The 25,503-nt window shown below is 45.4% G+C and carries 24 protein-coding genes; 6 read left to right on the top strand and 18 right to left on the bottom strand.

Annotated features, from left to right (window positions below):
* The first annotated feature begins 52 nt into the window (after positions 1-52).
* On the top strand, positions 53-268 hold the full coding sequence (locus tag ABWW54_RS05060) for a PA3496 family putative envelope integrity protein (protein WP_353410804.1): 216 nt from the start codon (positions 53-55) through the stop codon (positions 266-268).
* 181 nt (positions 269-449) lie between these two features.
* Here ABWW54_RS05060 and ABWW54_RS05055 read toward each other — a convergent pair whose 3' ends face one another.
* The 3 genes from ABWW54_RS05055 to ABWW54_RS05045 are packed head-to-tail and all read right to left on the bottom strand — an operon-like array spanning position 450 to position 2,613.
* A complete protein-coding gene (locus ABWW54_RS05055) occupies positions 450-1,187 on the bottom strand; it encodes a DUF3379 family protein (protein ID WP_353410802.1) in 738 nt (245 codons plus the stop codon).
* A gap of 57 nt (positions 1,188-1,244) precedes the next feature.
* Positions 1,245-1,811: a sigma-70 family RNA polymerase sigma factor gene (locus ABWW54_RS05050; RefSeq protein ID WP_353410800.1), complete on the bottom strand. Its 567-nt coding sequence runs from the start codon at positions 1,809-1,811 to the stop codon at positions 1,245-1,247.
* A 4-nt stretch (positions 1,812-1,815) separates the two neighbouring features.
* Complete coding sequence (locus ABWW54_RS05045) at positions 1,816-2,613, bottom strand: alpha/beta fold hydrolase (protein WP_353410798.1); 798 nt, start codon at positions 2,611-2,613, stop codon at positions 1,816-1,818.
* A 68-nt stretch (positions 2,614-2,681) separates the two neighbouring features.
* Here ABWW54_RS05045 and ABWW54_RS05040 point away from each other — a divergent pair, with 68 nt between their 5' ends.
* Both ABWW54_RS05040 and bioA read left to right on the top strand, forming a co-directional pair.
* On the top strand, positions 2,682-3,422 hold the full coding sequence (locus ABWW54_RS05040) for a sulfite exporter TauE/SafE family protein (RefSeq protein ID WP_353410796.1): 741 nt from the start codon (positions 2,682-2,684) through the stop codon (positions 3,420-3,422).
* Positions 3,423-3,450: 28 nt separating this feature from the next.
* Positions 3,451-4,737 (top strand): adenosylmethionine--8-amino-7-oxononanoate transaminase, encoded by a 1,287-nt coding sequence (bioA, locus tag ABWW54_RS05035; protein WP_353410795.1) that lies wholly within the window; start codon positions 3,451-3,453, stop codon positions 4,735-4,737.
* Here the strand turns inward: bioA and ABWW54_RS05030 are convergent.
* From ABWW54_RS05030 to ABWW54_RS05000, 7 genes are read right to left on the bottom strand one after another with little or no spacing between them, the layout of a single operon-like run.
* The gene (locus tag ABWW54_RS05030) at positions 4,734-6,011 is read right to left on the bottom strand and encodes a CinA family nicotinamide mononucleotide deamidase-related protein (protein ID WP_353410793.1); all 1,278 of its coding nucleotides are present in this window, start codon (positions 6,009-6,011) and stop codon (positions 4,734-4,736) included. The genes bioA and ABWW54_RS05030 overlap by 4 nt on opposite strands.
* Before the next feature lie 40 nt (positions 6,012-6,051).
* Entirely contained in the window at positions 6,052-6,945 is an 894-nt protein-coding gene (locus ABWW54_RS05025; protein WP_353410791.1) for an SGNH/GDSL hydrolase family protein, read from the bottom strand.
* Between the two features lie 25 nt (positions 6,946-6,970).
* A complete protein-coding gene (locus ABWW54_RS05020) occupies positions 6,971-7,732 on the bottom strand; it encodes a hypothetical protein (protein WP_353410789.1) in 762 nt (253 codons plus the stop codon).
* A 5-nt stretch (positions 7,733-7,737) separates the two neighbouring features.
* Positions 7,738-8,343, bottom strand: coding sequence for a lysogenization protein HflD (locus ABWW54_RS05015; RefSeq protein ID WP_353410787.1), 606 nt, complete (start codon positions 8,341-8,343; stop codon positions 7,738-7,740).
* Between the two features lie 13 nt (positions 8,344-8,356).
* Entirely contained in the window at positions 8,357-10,321 is a 1,965-nt protein-coding gene (locus ABWW54_RS05010) for an alpha/beta hydrolase family protein (protein WP_353410785.1), read from the bottom strand.
* Positions 10,322-10,328: 7 nt separating this feature from the next.
* Positions 10,329-10,850, bottom strand: a complete 522-nt coding sequence (locus ABWW54_RS05005) for a DUF192 domain-containing protein (protein WP_353410783.1) — start codon at positions 10,848-10,850, stop codon at positions 10,329-10,331.
* A 7-nt stretch (positions 10,851-10,857) separates the two neighbouring features.
* Positions 10,858-11,811, bottom strand: coding sequence for a Gfo/Idh/MocA family protein (locus ABWW54_RS05000; protein WP_353410781.1), 954 nt, complete (start codon positions 11,809-11,811; stop codon positions 10,858-10,860).
* 187 nt (positions 11,812-11,998) lie between these two features.
* On the opposite strand from ABWW54_RS05000, the gene serB reads away from it, so the two are divergent.
* Together serB and ABWW54_RS04990 are read left to right on the top strand one after the other, a co-directional pair.
* A complete protein-coding gene (serB, locus tag ABWW54_RS04995; protein WP_353410779.1) occupies positions 11,999-13,216 on the top strand; it encodes a phosphoserine phosphatase SerB in 1,218 nt (405 codons plus the stop codon).
* Positions 13,217-13,467: 251 nt separating this feature from the next.
* Positions 13,468-15,084 (top strand): HNH endonuclease signature motif containing protein, encoded by a 1,617-nt coding sequence (locus ABWW54_RS04990; protein WP_353410777.1) that lies wholly within the window; start codon positions 13,468-13,470, stop codon positions 15,082-15,084.
* 97 nt (positions 15,085-15,181) lie between these two features.
* Here the strand turns inward: ABWW54_RS04990 and prpF are convergent, their stop codons facing one another.
* From prpF to ABWW54_RS04960, 6 genes are all read right to left on the bottom strand, one after another.
* Positions 15,182-16,378 (bottom strand): 2-methylaconitate cis-trans isomerase PrpF, encoded by a 1,197-nt coding sequence (prpF, locus tag ABWW54_RS04985; RefSeq protein ID WP_353410776.1) that lies wholly within the window; start codon positions 16,376-16,378, stop codon positions 15,182-15,184.
* Positions 16,379-16,409: 31 nt separating this feature from the next.
* On the bottom strand, positions 16,410-19,001 hold the full coding sequence (gene acnD, locus ABWW54_RS04980; protein WP_353410774.1) for a Fe/S-dependent 2-methylisocitrate dehydratase AcnD: 2,592 nt from the start codon (positions 18,999-19,001) through the stop codon (positions 16,410-16,412).
* Between the two features lie 166 nt (positions 19,002-19,167).
* Complete coding sequence (locus tag ABWW54_RS04975) at positions 19,168-20,130, bottom strand: DHH family phosphoesterase (protein WP_353410772.1); 963 nt, start codon at positions 20,128-20,130, stop codon at positions 19,168-19,170.
* Positions 20,131-20,253: 123 nt separating this feature from the next.
* The gene (gene sat, locus ABWW54_RS04970) at positions 20,254-21,435 is read right to left on the bottom strand and encodes a sulfate adenylyltransferase (RefSeq protein ID WP_353410769.1); all 1,182 of its coding nucleotides are present in this window, start codon (positions 21,433-21,435) and stop codon (positions 20,254-20,256) included.
* A gap of 61 nt (positions 21,436-21,496) precedes the next feature.
* Positions 21,497-22,120 carry an adenylyl-sulfate kinase gene (cysC, locus tag ABWW54_RS04965; RefSeq protein WP_353410767.1) on the bottom strand — a complete coding sequence of 208 codons (624 nt, stop codon included), beginning with the start codon at positions 22,118-22,120 and terminating at the stop codon, positions 21,497-21,499.
* 23 nt (positions 22,121-22,143) lie between these two features.
* Positions 22,144-22,788 (bottom strand): TetR/AcrR family transcriptional regulator, encoded by a 645-nt coding sequence (locus tag ABWW54_RS04960; protein WP_353410765.1) that lies wholly within the window; start codon positions 22,786-22,788, stop codon positions 22,144-22,146.
* Positions 22,789-22,993: 205 nt separating this feature from the next.
* On the opposite strand from ABWW54_RS04960, the gene ABWW54_RS04955 reads away from it, so the two are divergent.
* Positions 22,994-23,476 (top strand): DUF2505 domain-containing protein, encoded by a 483-nt coding sequence (locus ABWW54_RS04955; protein WP_353410763.1) that lies wholly within the window; start codon positions 22,994-22,996, stop codon positions 23,474-23,476.
* Positions 23,477-23,597: 121 nt separating this feature from the next.
* Here the strand turns inward: ABWW54_RS04955 and trxC are convergent, their stop codons facing one another.
* A complete protein-coding gene (trxC, locus tag ABWW54_RS04950; protein ID WP_353410761.1) occupies positions 23,598-24,029 on the bottom strand; it encodes a thioredoxin TrxC in 432 nt (143 codons plus the stop codon).
* Between the two features lie 54 nt (positions 24,030-24,083).
* Positions 24,084-25,493 (bottom strand): M20/M25/M40 family metallo-hydrolase, encoded by a 1,410-nt coding sequence (locus tag ABWW54_RS04945; RefSeq protein ID WP_353410759.1) that lies wholly within the window; start codon positions 25,491-25,493, stop codon positions 24,084-24,086.
* Between the last annotated feature and the right edge of the window lie 10 nt (positions 25,494-25,503).

Below are 25,503 nucleotides of genomic sequence, written 5' to 3'. Positions count from 1 at the left end.
TACTAAATTATTAACCTACTGTGACCAACATATTAATGGAGTCGTGAAACAAATGCGTAAGAACAGCTCTAAATCCTCTCACCCTAACAAACATGACATAAGCGGGAATATTAAAGAGATGTCCGATGACGACTTTTTTGCGTCGTATAAACGGAGTTCGAGCAAAAAAAGCGATAAACGCAGACTTTTAGCACGGCGAAAGCTTGAGCGTTATAAGGAAGACAAAGAGTTAGCTGGTTGGCTAGATGACTCACATTTAGAGTCATAATTTAGTTAACTATCATGGCATGACGCAACTGACTGTGATGCGCGTCATAAATGGCCCTCGTGTAACGCGATACTACTTACACGAGGGTTTTACGCATAAAAACAAAAAATGCTTTTTGTGGCTGTCGACACTAATTCAGCGGCCGACAAAAGCGTTATTAGTAGCTATTGATGATCTGCTACTAAATATCCCAATAGATTGCCTTCTCTAGCTGGCTGTCTGCTACCTGTAGAGCACTATTAGTGCGACTAACAATCACCAAATTACCCCCTCGCAATGGCTTGATTCGAGTTACATAACCTTCGTAGGATGCATCAACTAAATCGTCGACATTATCACCTTTAATGTAGGCAAAAGTGACTTGCCCATTAGGGGTTTCTAAGCTGGCATGCAAACCACGATATTTACCCATGGGGCAAATTCTGGCGAATTGCAAATTCTCTAAAAATTTCATCTTCATCTCACCATCGTAATTAGCAAGATGAGCGTTTACCGATTCATTCGCTCGCGCTGAGTCCCATACAGGTGTGAGCGGCTGTTCGTTCATATGCTCCAAAACGCCAGACAATAGGGCTTCATAGTCCTGCCCTATTGTGTTGCTAGGACCATAATAATTGCTAACCATGAAACCCGAAATAAACAACACTGCTGCGAAACTCGCTGCAATAGCATAGCGACGAAGGGAACTATCTGAGCTGTTCTGATCAGCCTCTTCTTGTAATATTTGGTTTAGCTCAAGACGAGCCATGAGGCTTTCTGGCATCTTCACATCGACACTGCTAGACAAGTCGGAGTCCATTTTACGGACCCCACTTACGTATTTGAGGCAATCTGGACAGTCCTTGCTGTGCAATACAAAGCTCGGCTCAACACTGTCAGGGTCAGACAACGCCAATCTTTTAAAATCTAGGCAATTCATTTTACGTACATCTTCTAATGTTAATCAATTCAAAATCTAGCGGCCAAACCATAAAATTTAGTCGCCAACCACTCCCAGTTGAGGCATCGATTCGTGCCCTAAAATTTGACGCATTTTCTTGCGTGCTCTAAATAATCTCGTCATAACCGCGCTTGAGCTGATATCGAGGATGGAGGCTATTTCGTTGCATGAAAATCCACCTAATACTTGCATTTCCAAAGGCTCTCGATATTCCTGTGGCAACTTGACCAACGCGTTACGCAATGCAAACGCCTCAGGCCGATCGTCGTACCCCATATGCGCATCGGCAATGGTGTCCATTTGTTCTACGTCTTTATAGTCAAATTGCTTACGCTCAAACTGGCGAGCGTGTTCCCGCCGAAAAATTGTAAATAGCCACCCTTTAGCCGCTTTGGCCTCGCGCAGACTGTCTAACGATTTCCATGCGCGCAAAAATGCTTCTTGCATGACGTCTTCTGCCATCACTTTATCTTTACAAAGCCATAACGCGTACTTGTATAGGTCTTGCGAATGCGCTTCGATCAACAACGCGTATTTTCTTTTTTTATCCATCATGGTGTAGTTGACCTGATCTTGATCAATCTCATTGCTGGAATCTGTCATCTATTTACTCTTTTTGTAAAAAACCCAAACATAGGTCAAGAACCGCGGCAGGTTCGTCCACGTGCAACCAATGGCCTGCACCAGACACTTTCTGGATTTCGGCACTAGGAAAGAACCCTCTAATAGCATCATAATACTCTGAATCTACGTAGTTTGAGAGGTCACCTTTAATAAAAACACACTTTGATAGGTACTTTCGATCAGCGAGCAAATTAATTGGGAAACCACCTATCAATGGCAAGTTTTTTTGCAGTGCAGGAACATTAAGTCGCCAAAAATAACTTCCAATTTTGCCCCCTAGACTCAGCATGATAAACATCCGGGTACTTTTATCTGGCACTGCAGAACTGAGTTGTCGTTCAACGTCAGAGCGAGACTTGCTATTTTTTAGATCCACATTGGACAGGCCTTCTAAAATCGGAGCATGACTGTGAGTATAGGAAACCGGAGCTATATCTAATACCAATAAGCGGTCCACTCTCTGTGGGGCAACAAGCGCCAACACCATGGCAGTCTTACCACCCATGCTGTGACCACAAATGCTTGCTTTTTCAATATTCAGATCATCAAGTAACTCCACAATATCACTCGCCAGATCAAAATAGGAGTTTTCAGGAGCATGAGGTGACTTGCCGTGATTTCTCTGATCGACCACAACCACTTTTACGTGTTTTGATAACTTGTCAGCGAAACCGCGCCAATTAGCAATTGAACCAAACAGGCCCGGGATAATAATGACGGGCGATAAAGCAGCATCCGACTCTGACACATTATCGAAATAGGTTTGATAGTTAAGTTTCATTCCCAAATTATAACGAATTTTGAAAACAAAGACGCGCAGCAATCTAACCGATTCGTTACAATGCCGCGATGCTTGAATTGATACTATTAACAGTGACCGGCATTGCGACCGGGTTCCTAAATGTCATGGCGGGTGGCGGGTCTATGCTGTCGGTCCCCATCATGATATTTTTAGGTGTTCCCGGCACAGTTGCAAATGGAACTAACAGAATAGCCATCCTTCCACAAAATATATCGGCTGTTTGGGCGTTTTACCGAAAAGGAATATCGAACTTTAAATTAAGTCTCTCACTGGGTGCCTGCACTATTCCCGGAACATTAATTGGCGCCTCTCTTGCATCCCATGTTCCAAGCGATCAATTCAACTCATTACTTGCCATCATAATGGTCATTGTTTTGATCATTATGGCGCTTCCTCAGCCCAAGGCAATTGAGCAAAATCAGCCACCAAGTAAGAACCGCTTGATCGCTGGCCATGCGTTAATGCTACTAATCGGTTTTTGGGGAGGCTTCATTCACATAGGAGTCGGCTTTTTACTAATGCCTGCGTTGAATCGGGTAATGCAGTTTGACCTAATCACTACTAACGCGCACAAGGTTTTCATCGTCATGTGCTACACAGTTGTAGCACTGTGCGTTTTTGCATCCGAACTTGAACTCGTTTGGAAATACGGCATTGCTCTGGGTATTGGAACGTGGATCGGCGGTTGGATTGCCGCCAATGTTCAAGTAAGTAGCGGAATCGGTCCAATAAAGATCACATTAAATGTTGTTATTGTTCTATTTATCATTAAGCTTCTCTTTTTCTAAACTTCCCTTCGGGCATAGGTAAGGTCCTTTGAACACTAAAGCAGACGAATTATTGGCGTTTGACCGTCGCCATATTTGGCACCCATACACATCAGCAACCACCCCGTTGACAACTTATTTGGTGGAAAGTGCTCAAGGGGTCAGAATTCAGCTTGCTGGCGGCGAGAGTTTGATAGACGGTATGGCTTCTTGGTGGTGTGCGATTCATGGATACAATAACCCGATTTTAAATCAAGCCGCTAAGGACCAGATAGACTCAGTTTCGCACGTCATGTTCGGAGGCCTAACGCACAGACCGGCAACCGAACTGTGCAAACTGTTAATTGACATTAGCGCACCGAACTTAAACCACGTGTTTCTAGCGGATTCAGGCTCGATAAGTGTGGAAGTTGCCATGAAGATGGCAATACAGTATTGGCAAGCACAAGGCAAAGGAAATAAAAACAAGATACTCTCACCGCGAGGTGGATATCATGGAGATACCTTTGCCGCTATGTCAGTCTGTGACCCATCAACCGGCATGCATCACCTGTTTTCTGACGCTGTAACTCAACAAGTATTTACCGATCGACCAAGCTGCGTGTTTGGTTCCAAGTTCTCGCCTTCGTCGACGACGGATTTAGAAAACCAAATCAAAGAGAACAAGGACGTTTTGGCGGCGATAATCCTAGAGCCTGTCGTTCAAGGCGCTGGGGGCATGTGGTTCTATCACCCAGACTACCTTACTCGTGTCAGAGAGTTGTGTGACGAACATGATATTTTATTAATAGCCGATGAAATAGCGACCGGATTTGGACGAACAGGCAAGCTGTTCGCCTGCGAATGGGCAAGCATTGAACCTGACATTCTCTGCATTGGTAAAGCGCTAACGGGTGGGTACATGTCCTTGGCAGCCACCTTAGCGACCAGTAAAGTCGCCACAGGAATATCTAAAAATGGAGGGGTCTTTATGCATGGCCCTACGTTCATGGGCAACCCTCTCGCGTGCGCCGTAGCTTTGGCCAGCCTACGCCTACTTTTAGAATCCGATTGGGAATTAAAAATACAAAACATTCAACAACAAATGTCTTCGACTCTTGAACCAGCAACACGAATAAATTCCGTCAAGGATGTCCGTGTTTTAGGAGCCATCGGTGTATTAGAAATGAACGACACAGTGAACGTCGAGACTGCGCAGGCGTTTTTTAAGGATGAAGGAGTATGGATTCGACCATTTGGTCATCTGGTTTATATAATGCCTCCGTACATCATTAATGAAAGCGACCTGAATACACTCTGCAAAAGCATGTTGAGCTTCGCTAACAGCCTCTGCTAATGCCTTCTCTTTAGTTCACTAAAATAATCCACAGTGGTATCAAGACCTAAGAGTTCACGTCGTACAAGATCCATCGCCATTGCTGTCGCCGTTCGTTGAAAGGCAAATCGACCAATAGGTAGAAAAAAGCGCCGTGCCCGTATTTTCCCTGTACAGCCCCACGCTATCCATACTGTGCCCACCTTCTTGGATTCAGATCCTCCAGTTGGGCCCGCGATACCTGAAATGGCGACCGCCAAATCCGCCTCTGATACCGCGAGAGCACCCTCTGCCATTTCGATTACAGTTTCTTTACTAACCGCCCCATACTTTTCTAGCGTATCAGGATTTACGCCCAACGCCGACGTTTTCATTTCATTGGAATAAGTAACAAACCCACCATGAAACACCGAAGAAGCACCCGCTTCACTTGTAATACCAGCCGCAATCGCTCCGCCTGTACACGATTCAGCAGTCACAATACTCTTTCCTTGACTCTCAAGCGCCCGATTGAGCGATTGACTTAAACGAGTGTCGTCTTCACCTATTACGAAATCACTGAACAGATCAGAAAACCTTTGCGCCCACTGCAAATTCAGCGCTTTGGCGTCGTCCCCAAAGGACGTAAACTTGACCTCTATTACGGGCAACTGAACTCGAAAACCCAGATCAACTTCAGCAGGCCAATCAGGGAACTTGGCGTTAACAATGTCTTGTAATCCAGACTCAGTGACGCCAAACAATCGAAGACGCGTAACCAGCCCAGTTTCGGTGAGACGCCCATGCTCTTTGATAAGAGGCAAGATCTGCTGTTCGACCATAAGTTTAAATTCACTGGGAACACCCGGTGTGCACAGCACTAAACACCCATTGTGATCGCAGCGAAACCCGACCGCCGATCCAACCGGATTATCAATAATTTCACAGCCTTCAGGTAACTCAGCCTGTTTGAGGTTAGATTCCGTGAGCATAAACCCTTTGGGCTTAGCCCATCTCTCCAAGTGAGCAATGGCATCGACGTGTTGTTGGAGGGAAGTAGAAGTCGCTCTCGCCAAAGCAAGGGCAGTTAAGTCGTCAACGGTTGGCCCCAATCCGCCATTAATTACTAAAACATCCGAAACGGCGCTCAATTCAGTAATCGATTCCACAAGTAAAGTGAGGTCATCACCCACAACTTTCTTAATATAGGGAACCTGCCCCAAGTCCTTTAAGGACTGTGCGATGTAGGCTGAATTGGAATCAACGGTGTCGCCGCTCATTAATTCATTCCCAGTTAATAGCAGCGAAATCTTCATACTCTCTCTCCTTATATTAAGCCCGCGGTGGCAATCCTAACTATTCATCTAAAAGAAGCGACATAACCGGGGTAAGAATAATCCTATTATCGGCCGCAATCGCCACTGTGGGAATAAGTCCTTTGAGTTGCTCATCAAACCACGTCTCAGCGATAATCAAATAGCCATTGTCATTAGGGTGTAAACGGATAACCTCATTTGTTATCGACGCATTTTCTTGGTCAATCAACTCTTCAAAACCACCAGAGTGATTAACAAAACGGTCGTATAGATTTACGAAAGCCGTATTCTCAGCCTTTGTTCGGCTTTCTATTTCCGTATTGTACGGGACCACATTTTGATCGTCTCTTGGTGTTAAATTAGCGACGACGGGCGTAAAACCTCTTTGTTTGGCTTTAATTATCATATCTCTGACATTAAATCCGGTTGTGGTACTGCTTAAATTTGCATTTCGGTCATTGGTTCCATACATGATCAACGCTATGTACCGATTGCCTTCGTAGTCATTTCGCGAACGGTTTAAGTGAGATTCGATGCGTTCTAAGCCGCGTTCGGTGGACGTACCACCTTCGCCCCAATTGACCACGATGGCATTCCTGACGCGTTGATTTGCATCAAAAATAGGAGAATCATAAAGCGTTGTTGAGCAAGGCTCAATCGCCTCTCGATCTCCTTGGTTCAATAGAAGATTGGTCAAGTAGAGCGTTGGGCACCCTCGATCTGTGCTCCCTTTTGCATCTTTATCTCGAAAGTCGGCATTAAAACCAACTGAAATGCTGTCTCCGAATAAGACCACCACCGACCGTTCAGAGGTCGGCAGCTCCTGGGCACCCAAAGTAGCTATGGTTGATAGGCTTATAAACAGGGTAGCAAGTAGACCCGCTATGGGTTGAGGTACAACTCTAGAAAATTTAATTGTGCGATAAAACAGCATATAAGTTAGGGCGAATTAGCCTAAGTTATTGTTCGGTCAATATGGTTTGTTCAAAACGATTGACAGGTACATGAATTCTTGGTGACGAATTGTAAGGCAGAAAGTTCGGAAAAGGTATTTCTTCTGATGATAAATCGGCAACAATTTTTTCAGCCACATCATCATTACGTTTTTCTCCATACAGTTTGAACGCTTCTGTGTATCTTTGTTCGAGCAAACTGTAGGCAACCCAATCAACCCTTACTTGACCAAATCTATTAAGGTTGGCGACTGGCTTGATGTCCGGCACGTCGTTACTACCATTCACTTTTTCAACGTCCAACCATACCCCTGAATCAAAACGACGTAGGAACACATCATCATGTCCCTGTGAGTTGTCAGTCCAAAAAAGCCACAGGACACCGTCCAAATCTACTACCGCGGCAGACGCTAAACACTCTCGACAGGCCTCATAGACTTTTTGAGGCTCAGTCCACTCACTCCTAGCCATAAGACTGACTTGAGCGGAATACCAAAGCTCAGTTTTCCCCAACGCGTCTTCGCTCCAAAACACCAGTTTTAATCCGTTTTTCAAAGTGCTTATCGCCGCAGAGGACAGATAGTTTTTCGATCGATGAACCGTCACGGAGTCCAACCAGTTATCTCCTCGGTATGGTTTCCATACTATACGCTGTTCTTGGCCCTGCCGTTCATGCCAAACTACATCTACTTCAATCTCTCTTTCCGAATTCGCCACTACAACATACGGAAACCATCCGAACAAAAAGAAACATGCTATTCGAAACATGGTAGTTATCGTTGATTGTTGAGAAAAGCTTTTGCGGCATTTTGCATCCGAGTCCGCTCCCATATTAGTCGAAATCTACCTCCGCCCTTTTGTTGCCACAAAACAGCTGAACGCAGACCAGCCAAGAGTAAAGATCGAATTTGTGGGGGTATATCTGATTTCTGGAGATGCTCCTCTTCACCCTGCACTATTACTTGAGGTTGCATACCAGAAACGTACTTTTGATAAATGTCGGAACACGCTTCAGGTAACTCTTCAAATGATCTCGAGCTAAGGCGCTCTATCTCTGAAGCAAATTGTGAGAATTTATTAGCGTCGTTATAGAGTTGACTTTGTAACTGCAACAAAGACATCAAATATCTCAAAAGCTCGATGTCACTCGAACTTGTGGAGCTCAAAACACCATCAGCCAGTAATGACAAGCCTTTGTTTACCCCCTCTATTCCGCCAAAGATCGCCGGCGTACTCACTGCATCCAATACTAATATTGATTTAAGCGAACTCTCATAAGCACTCTGCTCTACCTTACCGGTTCTAGCAAGAGACTGGACTTCTTTGCAAGCCTGAAGAACCCCAGAGATCGCGATTGCTCGTTCTGAAATGATATCCATGAAATAGTAACCCTTAATTCATATTTTGTCGGTAAAAATTCAACTCTTTACTCCAAGCATCCATGTTGTTTTCAACCTGCTTGAAGCCATGCCCTTCTTCTGGATACTCAGTATATTCATAATTCACACCATTGCTCTCTAATTGATCAATGATTTCGTGCGCAACCGAAGGAGGGACAACATTATCTTGGCCACCTTGAAAAATGATCATGGCGCTTCTGATACGCGATATTTTATGGATGGGAGATCTTGAATAGAACTGACTCTCCTCTTGACGTGACTGAACTTCATCAAACACTTCATCAATCAGCCTGTCTGTATAATGCTTCTCAAACTTATGGGTTATTTTAGCTAAAGTAGCCAAATTACCGATTCCGTAGTAACACGCCCCTGCGCGAAAAACATCGGGATACTCAGTCAATGCCCTCAAAACCGCGTACCCGCCAGCGCTTTTCCCTCTAATACAGACTCGAGTAGGGTCAACTAAGCCTTGATCAACCAACCACGCAATGCCATCAATTATGTCGGACACATCCAACTCTCCCCAATTGCCATACAAAGCATCACGGTACGCCCTCCCATACCCAGTGCTACCATGGTGATTAACGTCTAAAACAGCAAATCCATGAGAAGTCCAAAATTGTTTTTGAATATCAAAATGACCATAGGCTCGTGCGGTCGGCCCTCCGTGCACCATAACCAACAATGGAGGCTTCACCGTCGAACCCACCTTTGTGCCGCAATGACTCTCTGGAGAATAATAAAACCCATGTGAACCGCGGCCATCACGTGTGGGGTAGGAAATGTGCGTAGCCAGAGAAACAGTGCTCTGAACAGGCTTCGGGTGGACGTAAAAAGACTTCTTGGGAGCGCCTGAGGTTATCGGCAATTCACACAAGGCTGGGCGTGTGTGTTTAGTACGCTCAACAAACAACAAACGACCCTCGTTATCAGAACAAAGCCCTTGCAAGGTAGATGAGCCGTAATAGATATTTTCGTAAGTTAGGGTTTCAGTGTTCACTCTAAATAAGTGGTCGCCCTCTGGCGAGCTTCCGATTGTAACAAGGTGTTCTCCGTCGAGTTGAGCAATACGCGAATCACCATATTGCCAATGGGGATATCCGAACTCGAGCAACTCCTGAGTCACGGCATGCACCCTATCCTCATCAGGGCACCATGCAAACATATTCCAAAAGTCTAAAGACTTTGATGCGTTACTAAAATCTAGACAAAAGAACAACTTACCATCAGCAGCGAAGCAAAGCTGGCCATGAGACTTACCGGTATTTCCGACATCAACTTGAATGAATCTCGTACTCGACAACTGCTGCTCAGCTCCAAACTCAGCCATTCCCAACCGGTTTTCATCCCAAGGCATATTGGGGTGATTCCATTGAATCCAGGCTAACCGATTGTTATCCGCGTCATAAACCAAATCACTGTAAAAATCAGCGCCTTCAACTAAAGGAACTGGTGGGTCATTTGGCTTTAATCCATCAATAAGAGCGATAAAACACGTATTTAACGAAGCATGCACCCCAGGCCTGTGGCACTCAACAATCGCAACGTACTTATTCGAGCTCAGTGAAATAACACTACTGTAGCTGAAAACTTCGCCTGAACTTGGCTTTACCGTCAATCTAACCGGTTCTGGTTCTATACACGACTGGTCATCGCTTAAGTCCTGTCGATACAAACATTGATCCGACCGATTAGCGAAAATGATGCTTCCACCTATGACCCAAAATGGCTTACCACCATACTCATTAATCGACGTCCCGACCGAATATCCAGCAGGGGTTAGACAATGAGTATCCGTGTGGTGACGATAGAGAAGAACACTTCGATTACCTTCATCGGGTAAGGACGCCAAATGAACGATACCTTCATGCAAATAACCGGGATATGCAATGTTCTCTTCGCCCCCAAACACATCGTGCAGACTTATATCTGACTTCCAGTCGAGAAAATCGTTCATTGCCGGACTAGCTTTCTGGAGCGCTGAGGTGCGTAGAGATGTGCTTCCAACGTATTCGACTAGACACATCAATATTGTTCTTTTCGAAGAAGCCTTGATGAGTTTCCAAAGCGGCAACGATAGGTTTGATTGAAGAGTATAGTGGTTTCCTCAAGCTCATTACTGAGTAGGGCTTCATGGTGTGGATCACATCTACCATTGCGTTTTTACGAATGAACGCGATATCAATCGAGGCAACCACATTATTCATGTGAAAACTCGGAACTACCTCACGCTCAAAGGTGAACAAAATAGGCATAGCAATCATGGTGGATTCACAAATTCGCTGAAACCCGGCGGCGCGCTTTTGATTATCATCGGCCAGTTTTGCCATAAAGGTGATCGAAGAACCATCTTCCCTAGATATTGATACCTCCACGACGGCCATTGAATCAACCACATCATTAGACACGTCGCAGTTTGCTGACTTGGCCATCACAACGCTTTCAAGCAACAAGGCCAGTAACAAAGAAATAACGATTACTTTCATAGAGCCTCTAAAAACTGGTAGGTGAATCCCGCATTATCGACTGGATTTGTTCCGCCAACTGCAGTGCTCTCAATCCCTGCCAGCCAGTTACCATTGGCACAGCCTGCCCTTGCGCGACATCAATAAAATGTCCTAATTCAACTTGCAGTGGTTGCTCTGAATCAAATTCTACATGCTCAGTATTTAACTCAGCATATAGACTGCCTTCCGGTGTTTGGCCTTTGGTAACGATATCTAATTCCTGATCCATTAGATTTACTCCGTAGTAACCTTCCGGGCCGAAGACTCGGAATCGACGAAATCGTTTATTTGAAACTCTGCTAGCCGTGATATTGGCGACAGCTCCACTTGGAAACTGAAGCCTGACATTAGCTAAATCAACGTGATCGGTTATGACTTTAGCCCCAATAGCCTGAACGTCTACCGGTTCTTCATCAACCAGCGAAAGAACCAAATCAAGATCGTGAATCATCAAGTCGGTTACCACATCTACGTCCGTTGCTCTTTCAACAAAGGTTCCTAATCGATGTACCTCTATGTACTTTGGATCTGCGACTTTACTCGCAACCGCTCTTAAGGCAGGATTATATCGCTCTAAATGCCCAATCAAAAATGGGGTTTCATTTTGAGCCGCCAAATCCACCAACTTGCGTGCCTCATCGACACTTGCTGCAATAGGCTTTTCAAGCAGCGTCGCAACACCCGCCTCCAAAAACGGTTGCGCCACGTCATAATGCAACGACGTTGGTACCACAATACTGACTGCATCCACTTTATCTATGAGATCAAGAGAGTGCGAACTGTAAGCACACCCATATTGCTCTGCCAAGGGAGCGATATTCTCTTCGTGCGTATCGACAAGCATCACCAAATCAACATTCGGCATTGAATCGTAAATTTTGGCGTGAATTTGGCCTAAATAGCCAACTCCGACTACCCCTACTCTGGTCTTTTTACTCATGAACCAACTGTATTTTATTAATTTTTGCGTTTGAGATTTACGTCTATCTCTTGATAAACCAATGTTATCAAAATTTGATGACCTACGAGCACCTGTTTAACCCGATTAACGTGAAGCGGTCATCAAAATTACCAACAAATAAGGTAAACTTCCGATCACAACCAGTATCTCTGTATTAAATCGTAACGTGACCGCCTCAATTATTTTGTTAAACATTCTTGGTCAAGACCGAATCGGTCTATCCAATAAGCTTTACTCCGCTATCGAAACTTTCGACGTACGCATCTTAGATATCGGGCAATCGGTCATACATGATCAAGTCTCACAAGGAATCATGCTGCAATTACCAGACGACAAAAAAGTAAAGCAACAGCTGATTGATAAAGCACGCTCTCTAGACCTCTCAATCCGAGTTCGCGACATCAAACCGGAGGAATACGACCATTGGGTGACGCTGCAAGGACTAAACCGATACACCCTAACACTGTTAACAAGAGAGGTGACAGCGGAAGAAATTGCAAAGGTTACGGCCGTAACGGCTGAACAAGGCCTCAACATTCATGACATAAGCCGCTTAAGCGGGCGACTTCCAATTGGGTTACCCGTGAGCAATGAAACTAAATCATGCATCGAATTTACAGTACAAGGAACTCCGAAAGACCCCGAAGTAATGCGCACGAGCTTTTTGAAAATTGCGGGTGAGCTGGATGTGGATATTGCTATTCAACAAGACAATGCCTATCGCCGAAGCCGGCGTCTGGTGTGCTTTGACATGGATTCGACTCTGATTGAAGCTGAAGTGATTGATGAGTTGGCTAAACGAGCTGGTGTTGGTGACCAAGTGGCCGCGATAACTGAAAGCGCGATGCAAGGAAAAATAGACTTCACTGAAAGCTTCAAGCAACGGATGTCGCTACTAAAAGGGGTAAGTGAGTCGGTGTTAAACGAGGTGGCCGAAAGCCTACCTATCATGGAAGGAGCAGAAACGCTTATCCGTAATTTGCATGCCTACGGATTTAAAACGGCGATCTTATCAGGAGGTTTTAGCTATTTTGGGCATTTTTTACAACGCAAGTTCGGTATCGACTACGTCCATGCAAACACGTTAGAGATTGTCGATGGAAAGTTGACTGGCAACGTAGTTCACCCTGTAGTGGATGGCCAACGAAAAGCTCTACTACTCAAAGAAATAGCCGAGCAAGAAGGTTTGGACCCACAGCAGGTGATCGCAGTTGGTGATGGCGCAAATGACCTTCCCATGTTGAGTGTCGCTGGCCTTGGCATTGCATTTAGAGCGAAACCTCTGGTCCGAGAGTCGGCGAAACAGTCTATGTCCACGCATGGTTTGGATGGGATTTTGTACCTTCTGGGATTTAAGGAGCAAGACATAACTCGATACAGTTAAACCTCATAAGGACAATGAAACCAAGAGTTCAATGCCTAATTTGAAGAGACAACATAACTGCCTTTGACATAATTGCCTTTCACATAATTGCCTTTCACATAATTAGAAAAACTTAAGCCATCTGTATTTCGGGTGTAACCTCATACGTATATCATGTCGACTCACCCTACTAATCAGTGAGAGCGTCATTTCGGCGATCACCTTTACTAAGCCGTTGATTGTTTCTGCCTGAGTAACCATCCACCACACTCATGAAATACTACGAATACCCTGCCACCATTCTCACAACCATTGGTCTGCTCTTAAGCACCATAACCTTCATGACTCACGCTCAAATAGCGAACAATGGCTTTGAAGCCTGGTCTTCTAGCGGGCCCGTTAGCTGGTCCACAATCGACAGCGGAATACAAGTCACCCAGGCAAGTTCGCCACGAGTTGACGGGGCTAGTTCAGCTCAAGTCACGGTAAACACACGAACCCAAAGCAATACGGATTTCACGCAACAAATAGACCTATTGGCGAATCAAACCTATGACTTCCAGGCGTCGATCTACCATACTGAAGGGCACGTACGAGCGCGACTTATCGTCGATGGTTATCGCACTTACTCCGACCCCAGCAGGCTCAATGAATGGCAAACCATAGAATACAGTTACACACCCACCAGCGATGAAAGCATTAGTGTCGGATTAAGATTTTATGACCTCTCCAGTTTCGATGGCGAAGAAATCGTGTACGTGGACTATTTTAGGCCATCGAATCAGGTGCCCCCCCCACCACCAGGGTGTACTGAGACAGAGGTGGTGGTAAATGTAACGACTGACAACTATGGTTCCGAAACAGCTTGGCAATTGTTTAATAGCGACAATCAAATATTAGGGGGCGGATCAAATCTTCAAAACAATACGTCTACGAATACGGATTTTTGCTTAGTTGACGGCGACTACCATTTAACAATTACGGATTCATACGGAGATGGCATCTGCTGCAGTTATGGAAATGGGCAGTATTCAATTTCGGCCAACGGTCAAACATTGGCTAGCGGAGGAGAGTTTGCCTATTCTGAAACCAGCACCTTCACAATCGGCGGCAACAACTCAGCTCCGAACGATTATTATGACAGCGCAACCGGACTAACGGGTTTAAACCTAAAAACGGCTCTTCACAATATTATCAAAGATCATGCTGTTCAAGGCTACGGCGCTCTGTGGGGATTCTACAGTGCAACGGAATTAGACTTGTATTATGAAAATGATGGCTCTATTTTGGATATTTATTCAGAGAATCCGGTCTCAAGCGATCCCTACAACTACAACGCCATTACCGATCAATGCGGTGGCTACAGTAATGAGGGAGATTGCTATAATCGTGAGCACTCGTTTCCTAGAAGTTGGTTCGGAGGATCGGTCGAACCCATGAATTCGGATGTTCACCATATTTTTGCCTCGGATGGGAAAGTGAACTCCATTAGAAGTAGTTATCCTTACGGAGAAGTATCTAACCCCAGCACAGTCACCAACAATGGATCGAAGCTAGGAACTGAGAGCGGTTACGGCTACGGCAGTACTGTGTTCGAACCAATCGATGAGTTCAAAGGCGATATTGCTCGAGCTCAGTTCTATGTTGCCACTCGGTATCAATCGAGCATTGCAAGCTGGGAAAACAATTCTTCTTATTCCAACGCCGCCTTAAACGGTACCGCTGGATATGCGTTCGAAAACTGGTATGTAAACCTATTAAAATCATGGCATCAGCAAGACCCGGTTAGTCAAAAAGAGCGTGACAGAAACGACGACGCGTTTATTTATCAAGGAAACAGAAATCCGTTTATAGATCACCCTGAGTACGTAAACGCAATATGGCAATAGCGCATTCGCACTGGTCGTCTATTTAGCCAAAACGATCATAGGCACTTTGACAGCGTGTCGAAGTGCCTATTTCGATATCTAACCTCAAGCCAATTGGTTATGAAAATCCCTCATCGGGCACCCGCACAGCCCCTTCCATTAAGACTCTAGCGCTGCGGCTCATGCCGGCTTTTATCGCCTTCCATTCATTGCCACTTTTCTTCGCCTGTCCGCTAACAGTCAACGTTCCAGAGGGGTGCCCAAAAACAACTTGCTCACGAACACCCCCTCCGCATGCCTCATTCACGACGGTCCCCGGAATCGCAGAAGCCGTTGCAATAGCCACCGCAGCGGTGCCCATCATGGCGTGATGCAGAAGCCCCATAGACATCGCTCTGACCACCAAATCAATGTCTTGCCCATTCACTTTCTTGCCACTGGATGCTATGTAAGTGCTAGCTGGCGCAACAAATGCCAGTTTGGGGGTATGTTGACGTGACTCTGCCTCACTCAACTGGTCGATCAAACCCATTTTCAGGGCCCCGTAAGCACGAATTTTTTCCAGCCTTAGAAGGGAGCTAGCATCATTGTTTACATCGTCTTGCAATTCTGTACCAGTGTATCCAATCGCAGCGGCATCAACAAAAATGGTCGGTATTCCTGCATTAATCATGGTCACTTTCAAATCACCAATTTCAGGAACCCTCAATTGATCCACCACATTTCCGGTTGGAAACATGTTGCTACCACTGGCAGCGGGATCCATAAACTCTACCTTGACTTCAGCGGCCGGAAAAGTAACGCCGTCCAACTCAAAGTCACCTGTCTCCTGCACCTGACCGTTAATAACTGGCACATGAGCAACAATCGTTTTTTTGATGTTGGCCTGCCAAATCTTTACCTCAGCAACACCATCTTTGGGCACCTTGCACTCATCAACGAGATGATTGGCAATGGCAAACGCCCCTACCGCAGCGGTCAAATTCCCGCAATTCCCACTCCAATCAACAAAAGGACGATCAATCGAAACTTGACCGAATAAATAGTCAACATCATGATCAGGTTGTTCACTGTTAGATAGAATCACTATCTTGCTAGTACTAGAAGTGGCTCCACCCATACCGTCTGTTTGCTTAGCATACGGATCTGGGCTGCCAATAACGCGCAATAAAAAGTTATCTCGTAGGGATCCTGGTGCTTGCAACTTAGGAGGCAGATCCGATAGATTAAAAAAGACGCCTTTACTCGTTCCGCCTCGCATATACGTAGCTGAGACTTTCAACTGCGGCGCAAACTTAGATTGATGTTGTGTCATGCTATTACCCCGTGCTCTATTCTTGCTCCCATCAGCTTACTTTGGACTCAAGAAAATCTTGAGCGAACCGTTGAAGAACGCCTCCTGCTTGATAGATAGCGACCTCCTCTGCGGTATCCAGTCTACACAGCATTGATACATCAACAACCTCGCCATTAGTGCGTGAGATCCTTAAAGACAACGTGGCTCCCGGCGCAGGTTCGCCATTAACATCAAATACCTCAGTGCCATCGATTTTCAGAGTTTTTCGCGTCACTCCCGCTTCAAACTCTAACGGCAGCACACCCATTCCGATTAGGTTTGTTCGATGTATCCTCTCAAAGCCCTCAGCCGCAATTACCTCAACACCCGCTAAACGCACCCCTTTCGCGGCCCAATCTCGAGAAGAGCCTTGACCATAATCAGCCCCCGCGACGATAATCAGTGGCTGCTGACGTGCCATATAGGTTTCTATGGCTTCCCACATTCGACTCACCTTCCCCTCAGGCTCTATTCTTGTGAGAGAACCTTGCTTAATTTCACCGTTGTCAATGACCATCTCGTTGACCAGTTTGGGATTAGCAAACGTCGCTCTTTGAGCAGTAAGATGATCACCACGGTGAGTAGCGTAAGAGTTAAAGTCTTCTTCAGGCAACCCCATTTTTGCCAAATACTCGCCAGCAGCACTCGTTGCCATGATCGCGTTTGATGGCGATAAATGGTCAGTTGTAATATTGTCGCCGAGTACAGCCAACGGGCGCATTCCAGCTAAAGAGCGATGGCCTGCTAGTGCTCCTTCCCAATAGGGAGGGCGGCGAATATAGGTGCTCTTTTCCCGCCAATCATAAAGCGGACTCACCCCGCTTTCCGAGCTGACTTCTATATTAAACATAGGTTCATAGACTTCGCGAAATTGACCAGGCTTGACAGACTTGCTAACAATTTCATCAATTTCCTCATCACTCGGCCATATATCTTTGAGCTTGATTGAATTCCCATCTGCATCCAAACCCAACACGCCGTTTTCGATATCAAAACGAATTGTGCCAGCAATAGCATAGGCTACCACCAATGGCGGAGAAGCTAGAAAAGCTTGCTTAGCGTAAGGGTGAATGCGCCCATCAAAATTTCGATTTCCCGATAAAACCGCAGTGGCATATAGATCACGCTCGATGACCTCTTGCTGAATTACCGGGTCCAGCGCACCGCTCATCCCGTTACAGGTAGTACACGCAAACCCAACTATTCCAAATCCTTGCGCTTCGAGCTCAGGTAATAGATTGGCGTCCTTTAAATAAAGCTCCACCGCCTTTGAACCAGGCGCCAATGAAGATTTGACCCAGGGCTTTCGACTAAGCCCCAAACGATTAGCGTTTCTCGCAATGAGCCCAGCTGCAATGACATTTCGCGGGTTCGAAGTATTGGTACAACTGGTAATCGCTGCAATAATCACCGCCCCATCAGGCATTAAACCTTCGACATTTTCTACCTCACCACAAATACCGGCATCAGCTAAATCAGTGGTGGCAACCCTTCGATGAGGGTTAGACGGCCCAGCAATATTCCTCCCTACGCTGGACAAATCAAAAGAAAGGCGGCGTTCGTACTCTACTTCTTTGAGACTGTCGGCCCATAATCCAGCTTCCTTTGCGTAGACCTCGACCAATTTGATCTGTTCTTCATCGCGCCCAGTCAACGTCAGATAATCTATCGTCTTCTGATCAATGTAAAACATTGCCGCCGTCGCTCCGAATTCAGGCGTCATATTCGAAATTGTCGCACGATCGCCTAGTGTCAAGTCCTCAGCGCCTTCACCAAAGAATTCTAGGTAGGATGAAACGACGCGCTGTTCTCGTAGAAACTCGGTCAGCGCGAGCACGATATCAGTTGCTGTGATTCCTGGTTGTCTTTTGCCCGATAACTCAACTCCCACAATGTCAGGTAAGCGCATGTATGAGGCCCTTCCCAGCATGACACTTTCAGCCTCCAAACCACCGACGCCAATCGCAATCACTCCTAATGCATCCACGTGCGGGGTATGACTGTCCGTCCCGACTAACGTATCTGGAAATGCAACACCGTCCATTGAATGCACCACTGGCGACATACGCTCCAAGTTTATTTGGTGCATGATGCCATTTCCAGGCGGGATCACATCTACATTTTTAAATGCCGTTTTAGTCCAATTTATGAAGTGAAAACGATCTTCATTACGTCTCTCTTCAATCGCTCGGTTGTTTTCAAAAGCATTCTTTTCAAATCCAGCATGCTCTACCGCCAGCGAATGATCTACAATCAATTGAGTAGGCACCACGGGGTTTACTTTTGATGGGTCGCCTCCCTTTTTCGCGATGGCGTCTCTCAGACCAGCCAAATCGACCAACGCCGTTTGCCCTAATATGTCGTGACAGACTACGCGAGCTGGGAACCAAGGAAAATCATGATCTCTTTTACGCTCAATAATCTGTAACAGGGAACGCTCTAACGACGCTGGTTCACACTTACGAACGAGATTTTCTGCGAAGACACGAGAAGTGTAGGGTAGCTTTTTGTAAGCTCCCTCTTTCAAATCATCCACCGCTGAACGTGTATCAAAATAGTCAAGATCGGAGCCACTAAGGCGCCTTCGATAGGCCGTATTCATGAAGTTCACCCTAATACACCGTAGTAATATGCTTGCTAGCAATCACCAGGTATTGTTTACAATAATTGCGATTCGATTGCAATTTTAGGCAAATAAAGCCTAAAGTCAACCTAGATTGTAAACAATCCCAAACCAAAGAGGAAACGGAAACATGCAACTCATTGACTTAAGATGAGTAAAACTCCGCAAGCACGCCAATGAATCTATCTAGTTCGTCGGCATCTAAATCGTTTATCCCTGCCGCGGCGGCTCTTCCTCCTCCGGTCTCAAATTGTCGGCAGACTTCGTCAGCACCACTTTTACGCTCTAGAGGAGCTCTCACACTCACGACAAATCGACCGTTTTGTTTTTCCGTTATCACGGCATGAGCACGACCAGGATGCTGATTGGCCAACTCATTACCAAATACGCCGCTGACCCGTCTGGCCCAAGGCTGATTCGGTAACATATACACAGCGGCCTCATCACTTTCATGGGTGGGAATACTTTTAGACGCGTTGTTCATATCGCTTAGATAACCTTCCTCTAAAATTCTAAACGTTGAACCATCGCTCTCAATGAACTCGAACGCACTTTTGTATTGGACGGTTTTTTGGAACAACTCGGCCGGATTAAAATACAGATCATCCAAACTGGCTCCGTAGCCATTGTAATTTAGATAAATCCCAAGATTCTCCAATTGTATGAGTTGAGACTCGGTCAAGCTCAAAGGTTCAGCAAGTCTACGCGCACTTTGCTTAAGATTATCCCCAAACGTCCCTACAACGGCCCAATCCAAATACTGTCCCTTAAGTTTTCGATTAATCAACAACGAAGTACATACGTCAGCTGCGGTGCTGATGTGCGTTGTTAACAAAGGGTGGGTTGGTATCTCCCCGGCAAAATGATGATCACAATAAAAGACTTCGGCTCCGGAACTGAGAACTCTTTCCAAACCGCTACGATTCTTATCTAACGATATATCCAGCACCAGAATGCTGTCGCCGGCTTGTGACTGGACACGATCTAAAAGCTTAATGTCTCGTTTAATTCCAGTGACTAAAACCGATTCCTTTGGATCGGACAGTCTAATTTGAGTGAGAGCGCAGATACCATCCGCATCTCCATTAAAACAATCGTATTGAATCATCGTGGGCTATAAGAGCAGTTACTTCAATTAATCAAAAATGCCTAGCAATCCAAGTATCAACTGCCAGCAAGAAACGCACTTAAAATGGCGCTTGCACAAAAAGCGCCATTTTATTAAACCTGATTACAAAGACTGATAATAATCCATCAAGATCTTTGCAACTTCCGGCCTAGAGAACTCCGGCGGGGGCGCAATGCCATTGCCCAATAACTCTCTAACCTTAGTTCCAGAAAGAATGACGAAGTCATCAAACTCGTGGTCAGGGACATCACGCATCATCACCACCTTATTCAATTTTTTAGAATAGGCAGTGTGATCCGCTCTGAAAATTTCAATCTCTAAAGCATCACTAGGCACATCACTATCAAAAATAGTTTGCGCATCAAATGCTCCGTAGTAATCACCCACACCCGCATGATCACGACCGATAATAAAGTGAGTTGCCCCCATATTTTGCCGAAACAAAGCGTGCAAAACAGCCTCTCTTGGGCCCGCATACAGCATATCAAATCCATAGCCTGTCACCATGACACTATTCGCTGGGAAGTAATGTTTTACCATCTCCCTGATCGAATTGTCTCTTACATCAGCTGGAATATCACCATCTTTTAACTTGCCGAGTAACATATGAATGACACATCCGTCCGCCCCCGTACTCTCCATCGCCATTTTGCATAATTCTTCGTGTGCGCGATGCATCGGATTACGAGTTTGAAAGGCAACAACTTTCTGCCAGCCTCTCTCAGAAATTTCCTCACGTATCTCAACTGCCGTTTTAAACGTATCCGAAAAATCGGTTTCAAAATAACTGAAATTCAACACTTCGATTGGGCCTGAAACAACGTAATCGCCCTGCTCAAAAAACGCAGCAACGCCCGGATGTTTGGGATCTAAGGTTCCAAAAACAGTTTGAGCTATATTATTCAAATCGTCTTTTGAAAACTGTTCAATTGCTTCAACTTTTTGAATGGCTACAACGGGATTTCCTTCGACATTGGGATCCAACAATGCCACTCTATCTCCGGCTTTAAAATCAACTTGCTTCAATAAATTAAGAACTGGCACCGGAAAAAAAACACCAGCCTCGGTATGCATGTTATCAGCGACTTGCAACGCATCAGCCTTGTTCATATAACCCTTGAGAGGCGTAAAATAGCCTCCTCCAAGCATCACTGCATTAGCCGCAGTGGCGGAACTTACAGTTACGTTAGCCAGCCCCTTCGATTCTTTAATTAGAGCAGTGCGGCTTAACTCGTCAGCCACATAAAGAGGGTTTAGCGCTTCAGCGCCATGGGGTTTAATCACGGTATTCTCCGAAAAGGTCAATGTTTTTTAGGCTGTTGGTAAGATGGTCTGTCACGAATCTCTATCGATACAAAATTAAATATCGTTGTTCCTGTAAATAAGAAAGAATGGCTTCGACTTCTTCCTCTAGGCTCATGGTGTCAGTATTCAGAACTATTTCTGGTGACTCTGGCGCTTCATAAGGGTCATCAATACCGGTAAAATTCTTAATCTCTCCAGCACGGGCTTTTTTGTACAAACCTTTAGGGTCTCTAGATTCAGCGCATTCCAAGGAGCAATTCACGTGAACCTCGATGAAGTTATAACCGCCCTCTTCATGTATTCGACGGACCTGAGCTCGATCCTCTCTGTATGGGCTGATAAAACTATTCAGCGTAATAATCCCAGTGTCGCAATAAAGTTTTGATATCTCACCAATACGACGGATATTTTCCGTTCTGTCTTCAGACGAAAACCCTAAGTTTCGATTAATCCCAAGCCTGATGTTGTCGCCGTCCAGCCGATAACTTAACTTGCCCAAACTGTGCAGTGCTTTCTCCAAAGCGACAGCCACTGTACTTTTTCCGCTACCGGATAAACCCGTAAACCAAATGGTGACGCCCTTCTGCCCTAGTCGATTAAAACGGTCGGCTCGGGTCACTTCCCCATTATGCCAAGTTACGTTAGTTGCTTTTTGCTCAGTCATTACGTTATCTCTAATATTTAATGCTATGTGTTGTTTGATGATTCGTTCGATGCCTCAATAACACCGTATAAGATAAATTCCGAGCATTGATCGATTGTGTCGTATAGATCCAGCTCCGGTTCACGAACCAAATTAGCGCCCCAGGAATTACAAATACCTATAATTGAATAGGCCACAAAATGCGTGCTTACTGATTGTTTCACCACGCCTTGCTCTATGCCTTCTTGTAACACTGACTCGAGTAATTCTCGGTACTGGCTACCCAATTTCTTAATTTTCTTGCGCCGCTCTACCGACAAATACAAACGCTGGTCATTGTGTACCTTTAACGCATTCGACTTCCCCCGATAGCTGCCTAAATGTGAAGAGAGAATACTCAATATTTTCGCTTCAAACGGCTGATTTTTTGCGCAAATGCTCTTCATACGCGACACGTAAGTCTCAAAGCCGAATTCACACACCTCTTGTAACGCTTGTTCTTTCGAATTGAAATAGTAGTACAAACTGCCCTGCTTAATTCCCATCTCAGAGGCGATGTCGCTGGTGGTTGCACCATGAAACCCTTTCTCGCCAAAGATCTTAGCAGCCGCTTCTAACGCCACTAACTTTTTACGCGCGTACTTACTCACTTCAGGACTTAACGTATTCTTATTGGCAGAGGTAATCATGTGGCGAATTGTATTGCGTTTCAAAAACTAATCAATAGGTCTATAGAATTTTGGCAAACTATTTTTTTATAACGGTATTTCATTTTTTTATATCAAGCACTTATCCTAGAATAATCATCTATCACTTTGTTGAAAAATGAATTCCAATTGTCACACTGGGTTGGTATCTTTATCCTGTAGCCACACGAAACAATCGCGATCCGACATGCAATTTACATTCACATTTACAACCACAGCTGAAGACGTTTTTGAAAGAGTAACCGACGCAGGTTTTATCGAGGCCCGGTGCCTCGCTTTGGGAAGTTTGCAAGCGCAGTGCCAAAGTGATGACGCTCCGCTCCCTCTGATTATCATTCATCGAACCGAAGCAGCTGAACTGCCTGCAATAATGAAAAAAGTGGTAGGAAACCAACAGAAAATACAAACCGAGGAACAGTGGTCGGAAACGGAAGAAAGCTACGACAGTCGCTCACTCACAAAGGTCGTTGGAACACCGATTGAAATTCATGCTACCCAGTGCCTATACAACCTCGAGTCCGGCAGTGAAATAACAGTAGATTTGACCGTGAGTGCAAAGATACCGTTAATCGGCAAAAAGATAGAACCGATGGTGGCCAGCAAAGTCAGGACAGAAATGCTAAAGGAATTCGACTACGTCAACTCGACATTGGCCTCGACCTTGGCCTAGACCCGCATTTAGTTTTTCCACTGTTTAAAGCCAACAATAAAACAGGTAAATACAGGCGCCCTCGATATCCCATGAGCAATTAAAACACGGACCAAGCATAAGACAATATGCTGGCCATAGCCTATACGCTTTGTGCAAGCCATTGCTTCAACGGCCCCAACGCTAAGGCGCCAGACATTCGGGCAACCTCCTTGCCGCCCTGAAATACTATAAGTGTTGGAATAGACCTAATATTCCAACGACCCGCCACTTTTTGCTCTTGTTCTGTATTTAACTTAGCAAATCGATAATTAGGCTCTAAATCCAAAGCTGCTTGCTCGAACGTAGGCGCAAAGCTCCTGCAAGGCCCGCACCAGGGAGCCCAACAATCGACCACCACCGGTATGTCGTTGTGATTTAAAGTCGTCGCGATATTAGCGGCTTTAAGGTCAATTACTTTACCTTGAAATAGATTGTTTTTACATTTACCGCACTTTGGGCCGTCGACCAAGCGATTACTTGGAATACGATTGGTCGAAGCACAAAAGCTACATGAAATATTTGTCGTTGACATCACGTTGACTTAAATAGAGAACATCAATAATAGTAGAACTGATCGATCCGATAGTTATGGCAACGGCTTTCTAAAATCAACATCTGAATCCGCCGCCAGGTAAATGGCCGCTGCATACGCGGCTACATTTTGAGCTAACTCTTCTGGGTCAATTTTGTCTAACGTATCGTCCGGAGTATGGTGTAAATCAAAGTAATCCATTCCATTCTGATTTAATCGAATAGTAGGAACATTTTTAGCTGCTAAAGGAATAATATCTGGTCCGCCACCAGGTACTTCGGAACCCCCTCTAACTATCCCTAAAGGTGACAACACCTTGCCTATTTCATCGATCAAAGGATTAGCCTCACTATTTACATTAGAGACTAACTGCCAAATAGTTTGGGCACCGAAATCAGACTCGGTAGCAAGCACATGGTTTTTTAAATTGTCTTCATGCTTTTTAGCATAGGCTCTGGCACCTAACAGCCCCACTTCTTCAGCTCCAAACATGACCACTCGGATGGTTCGCTTTGGCCTTTTGGGGAGCTTGGAAATCAACGCGGCTGCAGCCGTAGTAATTGCTACTCCTGCACCGTCATCAACCGCACCTGTCCCGAGGTCCCAACTATCGAGATGCCCGCCTATCAAAACTATTTCTTCAGGCGTTTCACTGCCAACAAGATCTAGGATGACATTTCCGCTATTGACTTCACCTTTCCATTTAGAGCTTGAACTCAACTCAACCGACATTGGTTTTCCAAGGTTATGTAGCCTACGCAGATGATCAGCATCGGGGTTTGATATCGCAATTACTGGAATACTAGCCCATTTATCATCATTTTTACTCATCATTCCAGTGTGGGGGAATCGGTGTGAGTCTGATCCGACCGAACGCACCATTAACGCGCTAGCCTTGCCACGCTCCGCATGCTGCCAACCGACCCTTCGGCGCTGATTGGCTTGCCCATAGCCCGCACCGGTTTGACTCTTAACCATCAAATCACCATCAACGAAAGCGATCTTGCCTTTCAACTGGCCTTCAGCAACCCCCATCAACGCGTGGATATCTCTGAAATAAACAACATCGGCGTTGATGTTTTTCTTTGATGGGGCTGCGCCTCCCAATGCCGTTCCATACAATGCCTGTTGATAGGGCGAAGTGAGAGAAAGCTCCAATTCTCCTCGATCCCAGAATGGCATGGTGAATTCTTCAACACTGACTCGATCAAAGCCCAGCTCTTCACCGAGCTCTTTGCCCCAAGCTCTAGCCCGCTTTTCGGCTTCAGAGCCGGCCAATCTAGGCCCTACCTCGGTTGTCAAAGACTCTACTATCTGAAAGCCAAGGTCACTTTTCAATGCGGTTTGAACCAACTGTTTGGCTGTTTCTATTTGCGTTTCATCTACGATAGACTCATTAGCATCAGCATTGATATTACCGACACTTAGGGCCACACCTAAGGTGAGGTATTTAATAAACTGCATGGGGGTTCTC

It is taken from the genome of Arenicella sp. 4NH20-0111 (assembly GCF_040366405.1).
Classification (GTDB): domain Bacteria; phylum Pseudomonadota; class Gammaproteobacteria; order Arenicellales; family Arenicellaceae; genus Arenicella.
The sequence above is the reverse complement of the archived record's forward strand: the minus strand, read 5'-3'. Positions and strand labels throughout refer to the sequence as shown.

What these genes read in the sequence shown, in the direction of transcription:
- ABWW54_RS04955 (WP_353410763.1), top strand. Translation starts at nt 22,994, where the DNA reads ATGCAATTTACATTCACATTTACAACCACAGCTGAAGACGTTTTTGAA.
- ABWW54_RS04990 (WP_353410777.1), top strand. Translation starts at nt 13,468, where the DNA reads ATGAAATACTACGAATACCCTGCCACCATTCTCACAACCATTGGTCTG.
- ABWW54_RS05010 (WP_353410785.1), bottom strand. Translation starts at nt 10,321, where the DNA reads ATGAACGATTTTCTCGACTGGAAGTCAGATATAAGTCTGCACGATGTG.
- ABWW54_RS05005 (WP_353410783.1), bottom strand. Translation starts at nt 10,850, where the DNA reads ATGAAAGTAATCGTTATTTCTTTGTTACTGGCCTTGTTGCTTGAAAGC.
- ABWW54_RS05000 (WP_353410781.1), bottom strand. Translation starts at nt 11,811, where the DNA reads ATGAGTAAAAAGACCAGAGTAGGGGTAGTCGGAGTTGGCTATTTAGGC.
- acnD (WP_353410774.1), bottom strand. Translation starts at nt 19,001, where the DNA reads ATGAATACGGCCTATCGAAGGCGCCTTAGTGGCTCCGATCTTGACTAT.
- ABWW54_RS05020 (WP_353410789.1), bottom strand. Translation starts at nt 7,732, where the DNA reads ATGTTTCGAATAGCATGTTTCTTTTTGTTCGGATGGTTTCCGTATGTT.
- ABWW54_RS05050 (WP_353410800.1), bottom strand. Translation starts at nt 1,811, where the DNA reads ATGACAGATTCCAGCAATGAGATTGATCAAGATCAGGTCAACTACACC.
- ABWW54_RS05045 (WP_353410798.1), bottom strand. Translation starts at nt 2,613, where the DNA reads ATGAAACTTAACTATCAAACCTATTTCGATAATGTGTCAGAGTCGGAT.
- ABWW54_RS05015 (WP_353410787.1), bottom strand. Translation starts at nt 8,343, where the DNA reads ATGGATATCATTTCAGAACGAGCAATCGCGATCTCTGGGGTTCTTCAG.
- ABWW54_RS05025 (WP_353410791.1), bottom strand. Translation starts at nt 6,945, where the DNA reads ATGCTGTTTTATCGCACAATTAAATTTTCTAGAGTTGTACCTCAACCC.
- ABWW54_RS05030 (WP_353410793.1), bottom strand. Translation starts at nt 6,011, where the DNA reads ATGAAGATTTCGCTGCTATTAACTGGGAATGAATTAATGAGCGGCGAC.
- ABWW54_RS05060 (WP_353410804.1), top strand. Translation starts at nt 53, where the DNA reads ATGCGTAAGAACAGCTCTAAATCCTCTCACCCTAACAAACATGACATA.
- cysC (WP_353410767.1), bottom strand. Translation starts at nt 22,120, where the DNA reads ATGACTGAGCAAAAAGCAACTAACGTAACTTGGCATAATGGGGAAGTG.
- prpF (WP_353410776.1), bottom strand. Translation starts at nt 16,378, where the DNA reads ATGACACAACATCAATCTAAGTTTGCGCCGCAGTTGAAAGTCTCAGCT.
- ABWW54_RS05055 (WP_353410802.1), bottom strand. Translation starts at nt 1,187, where the DNA reads ATGAATTGCCTAGATTTTAAAAGATTGGCGTTGTCTGACCCTGACAGT.
- ABWW54_RS04960 (WP_353410765.1), bottom strand. Translation starts at nt 22,788, where the DNA reads ATGATTACCTCTGCCAATAAGAATACGTTAAGTCCTGAAGTGAGTAAG.
- ABWW54_RS04975 (WP_353410772.1), bottom strand. Translation starts at nt 20,130, where the DNA reads ATGATTCAATACGATTGTTTTAATGGAGATGCGGATGGTATCTGCGCT.
- trxC (WP_353410761.1), bottom strand. Translation starts at nt 24,029, where the DNA reads ATGTCAACGACAAATATTTCATGTAGCTTTTGTGCTTCGACCAATCGT.
- ABWW54_RS04945 (WP_353410759.1), bottom strand. Translation starts at nt 25,493, where the DNA reads ATGCAGTTTATTAAATACCTCACCTTAGGTGTGGCCCTAAGTGTCGGT.
- ABWW54_RS05040 (WP_353410796.1), top strand. Translation starts at nt 2,682, where the DNA reads ATGCTTGAATTGATACTATTAACAGTGACCGGCATTGCGACCGGGTTC.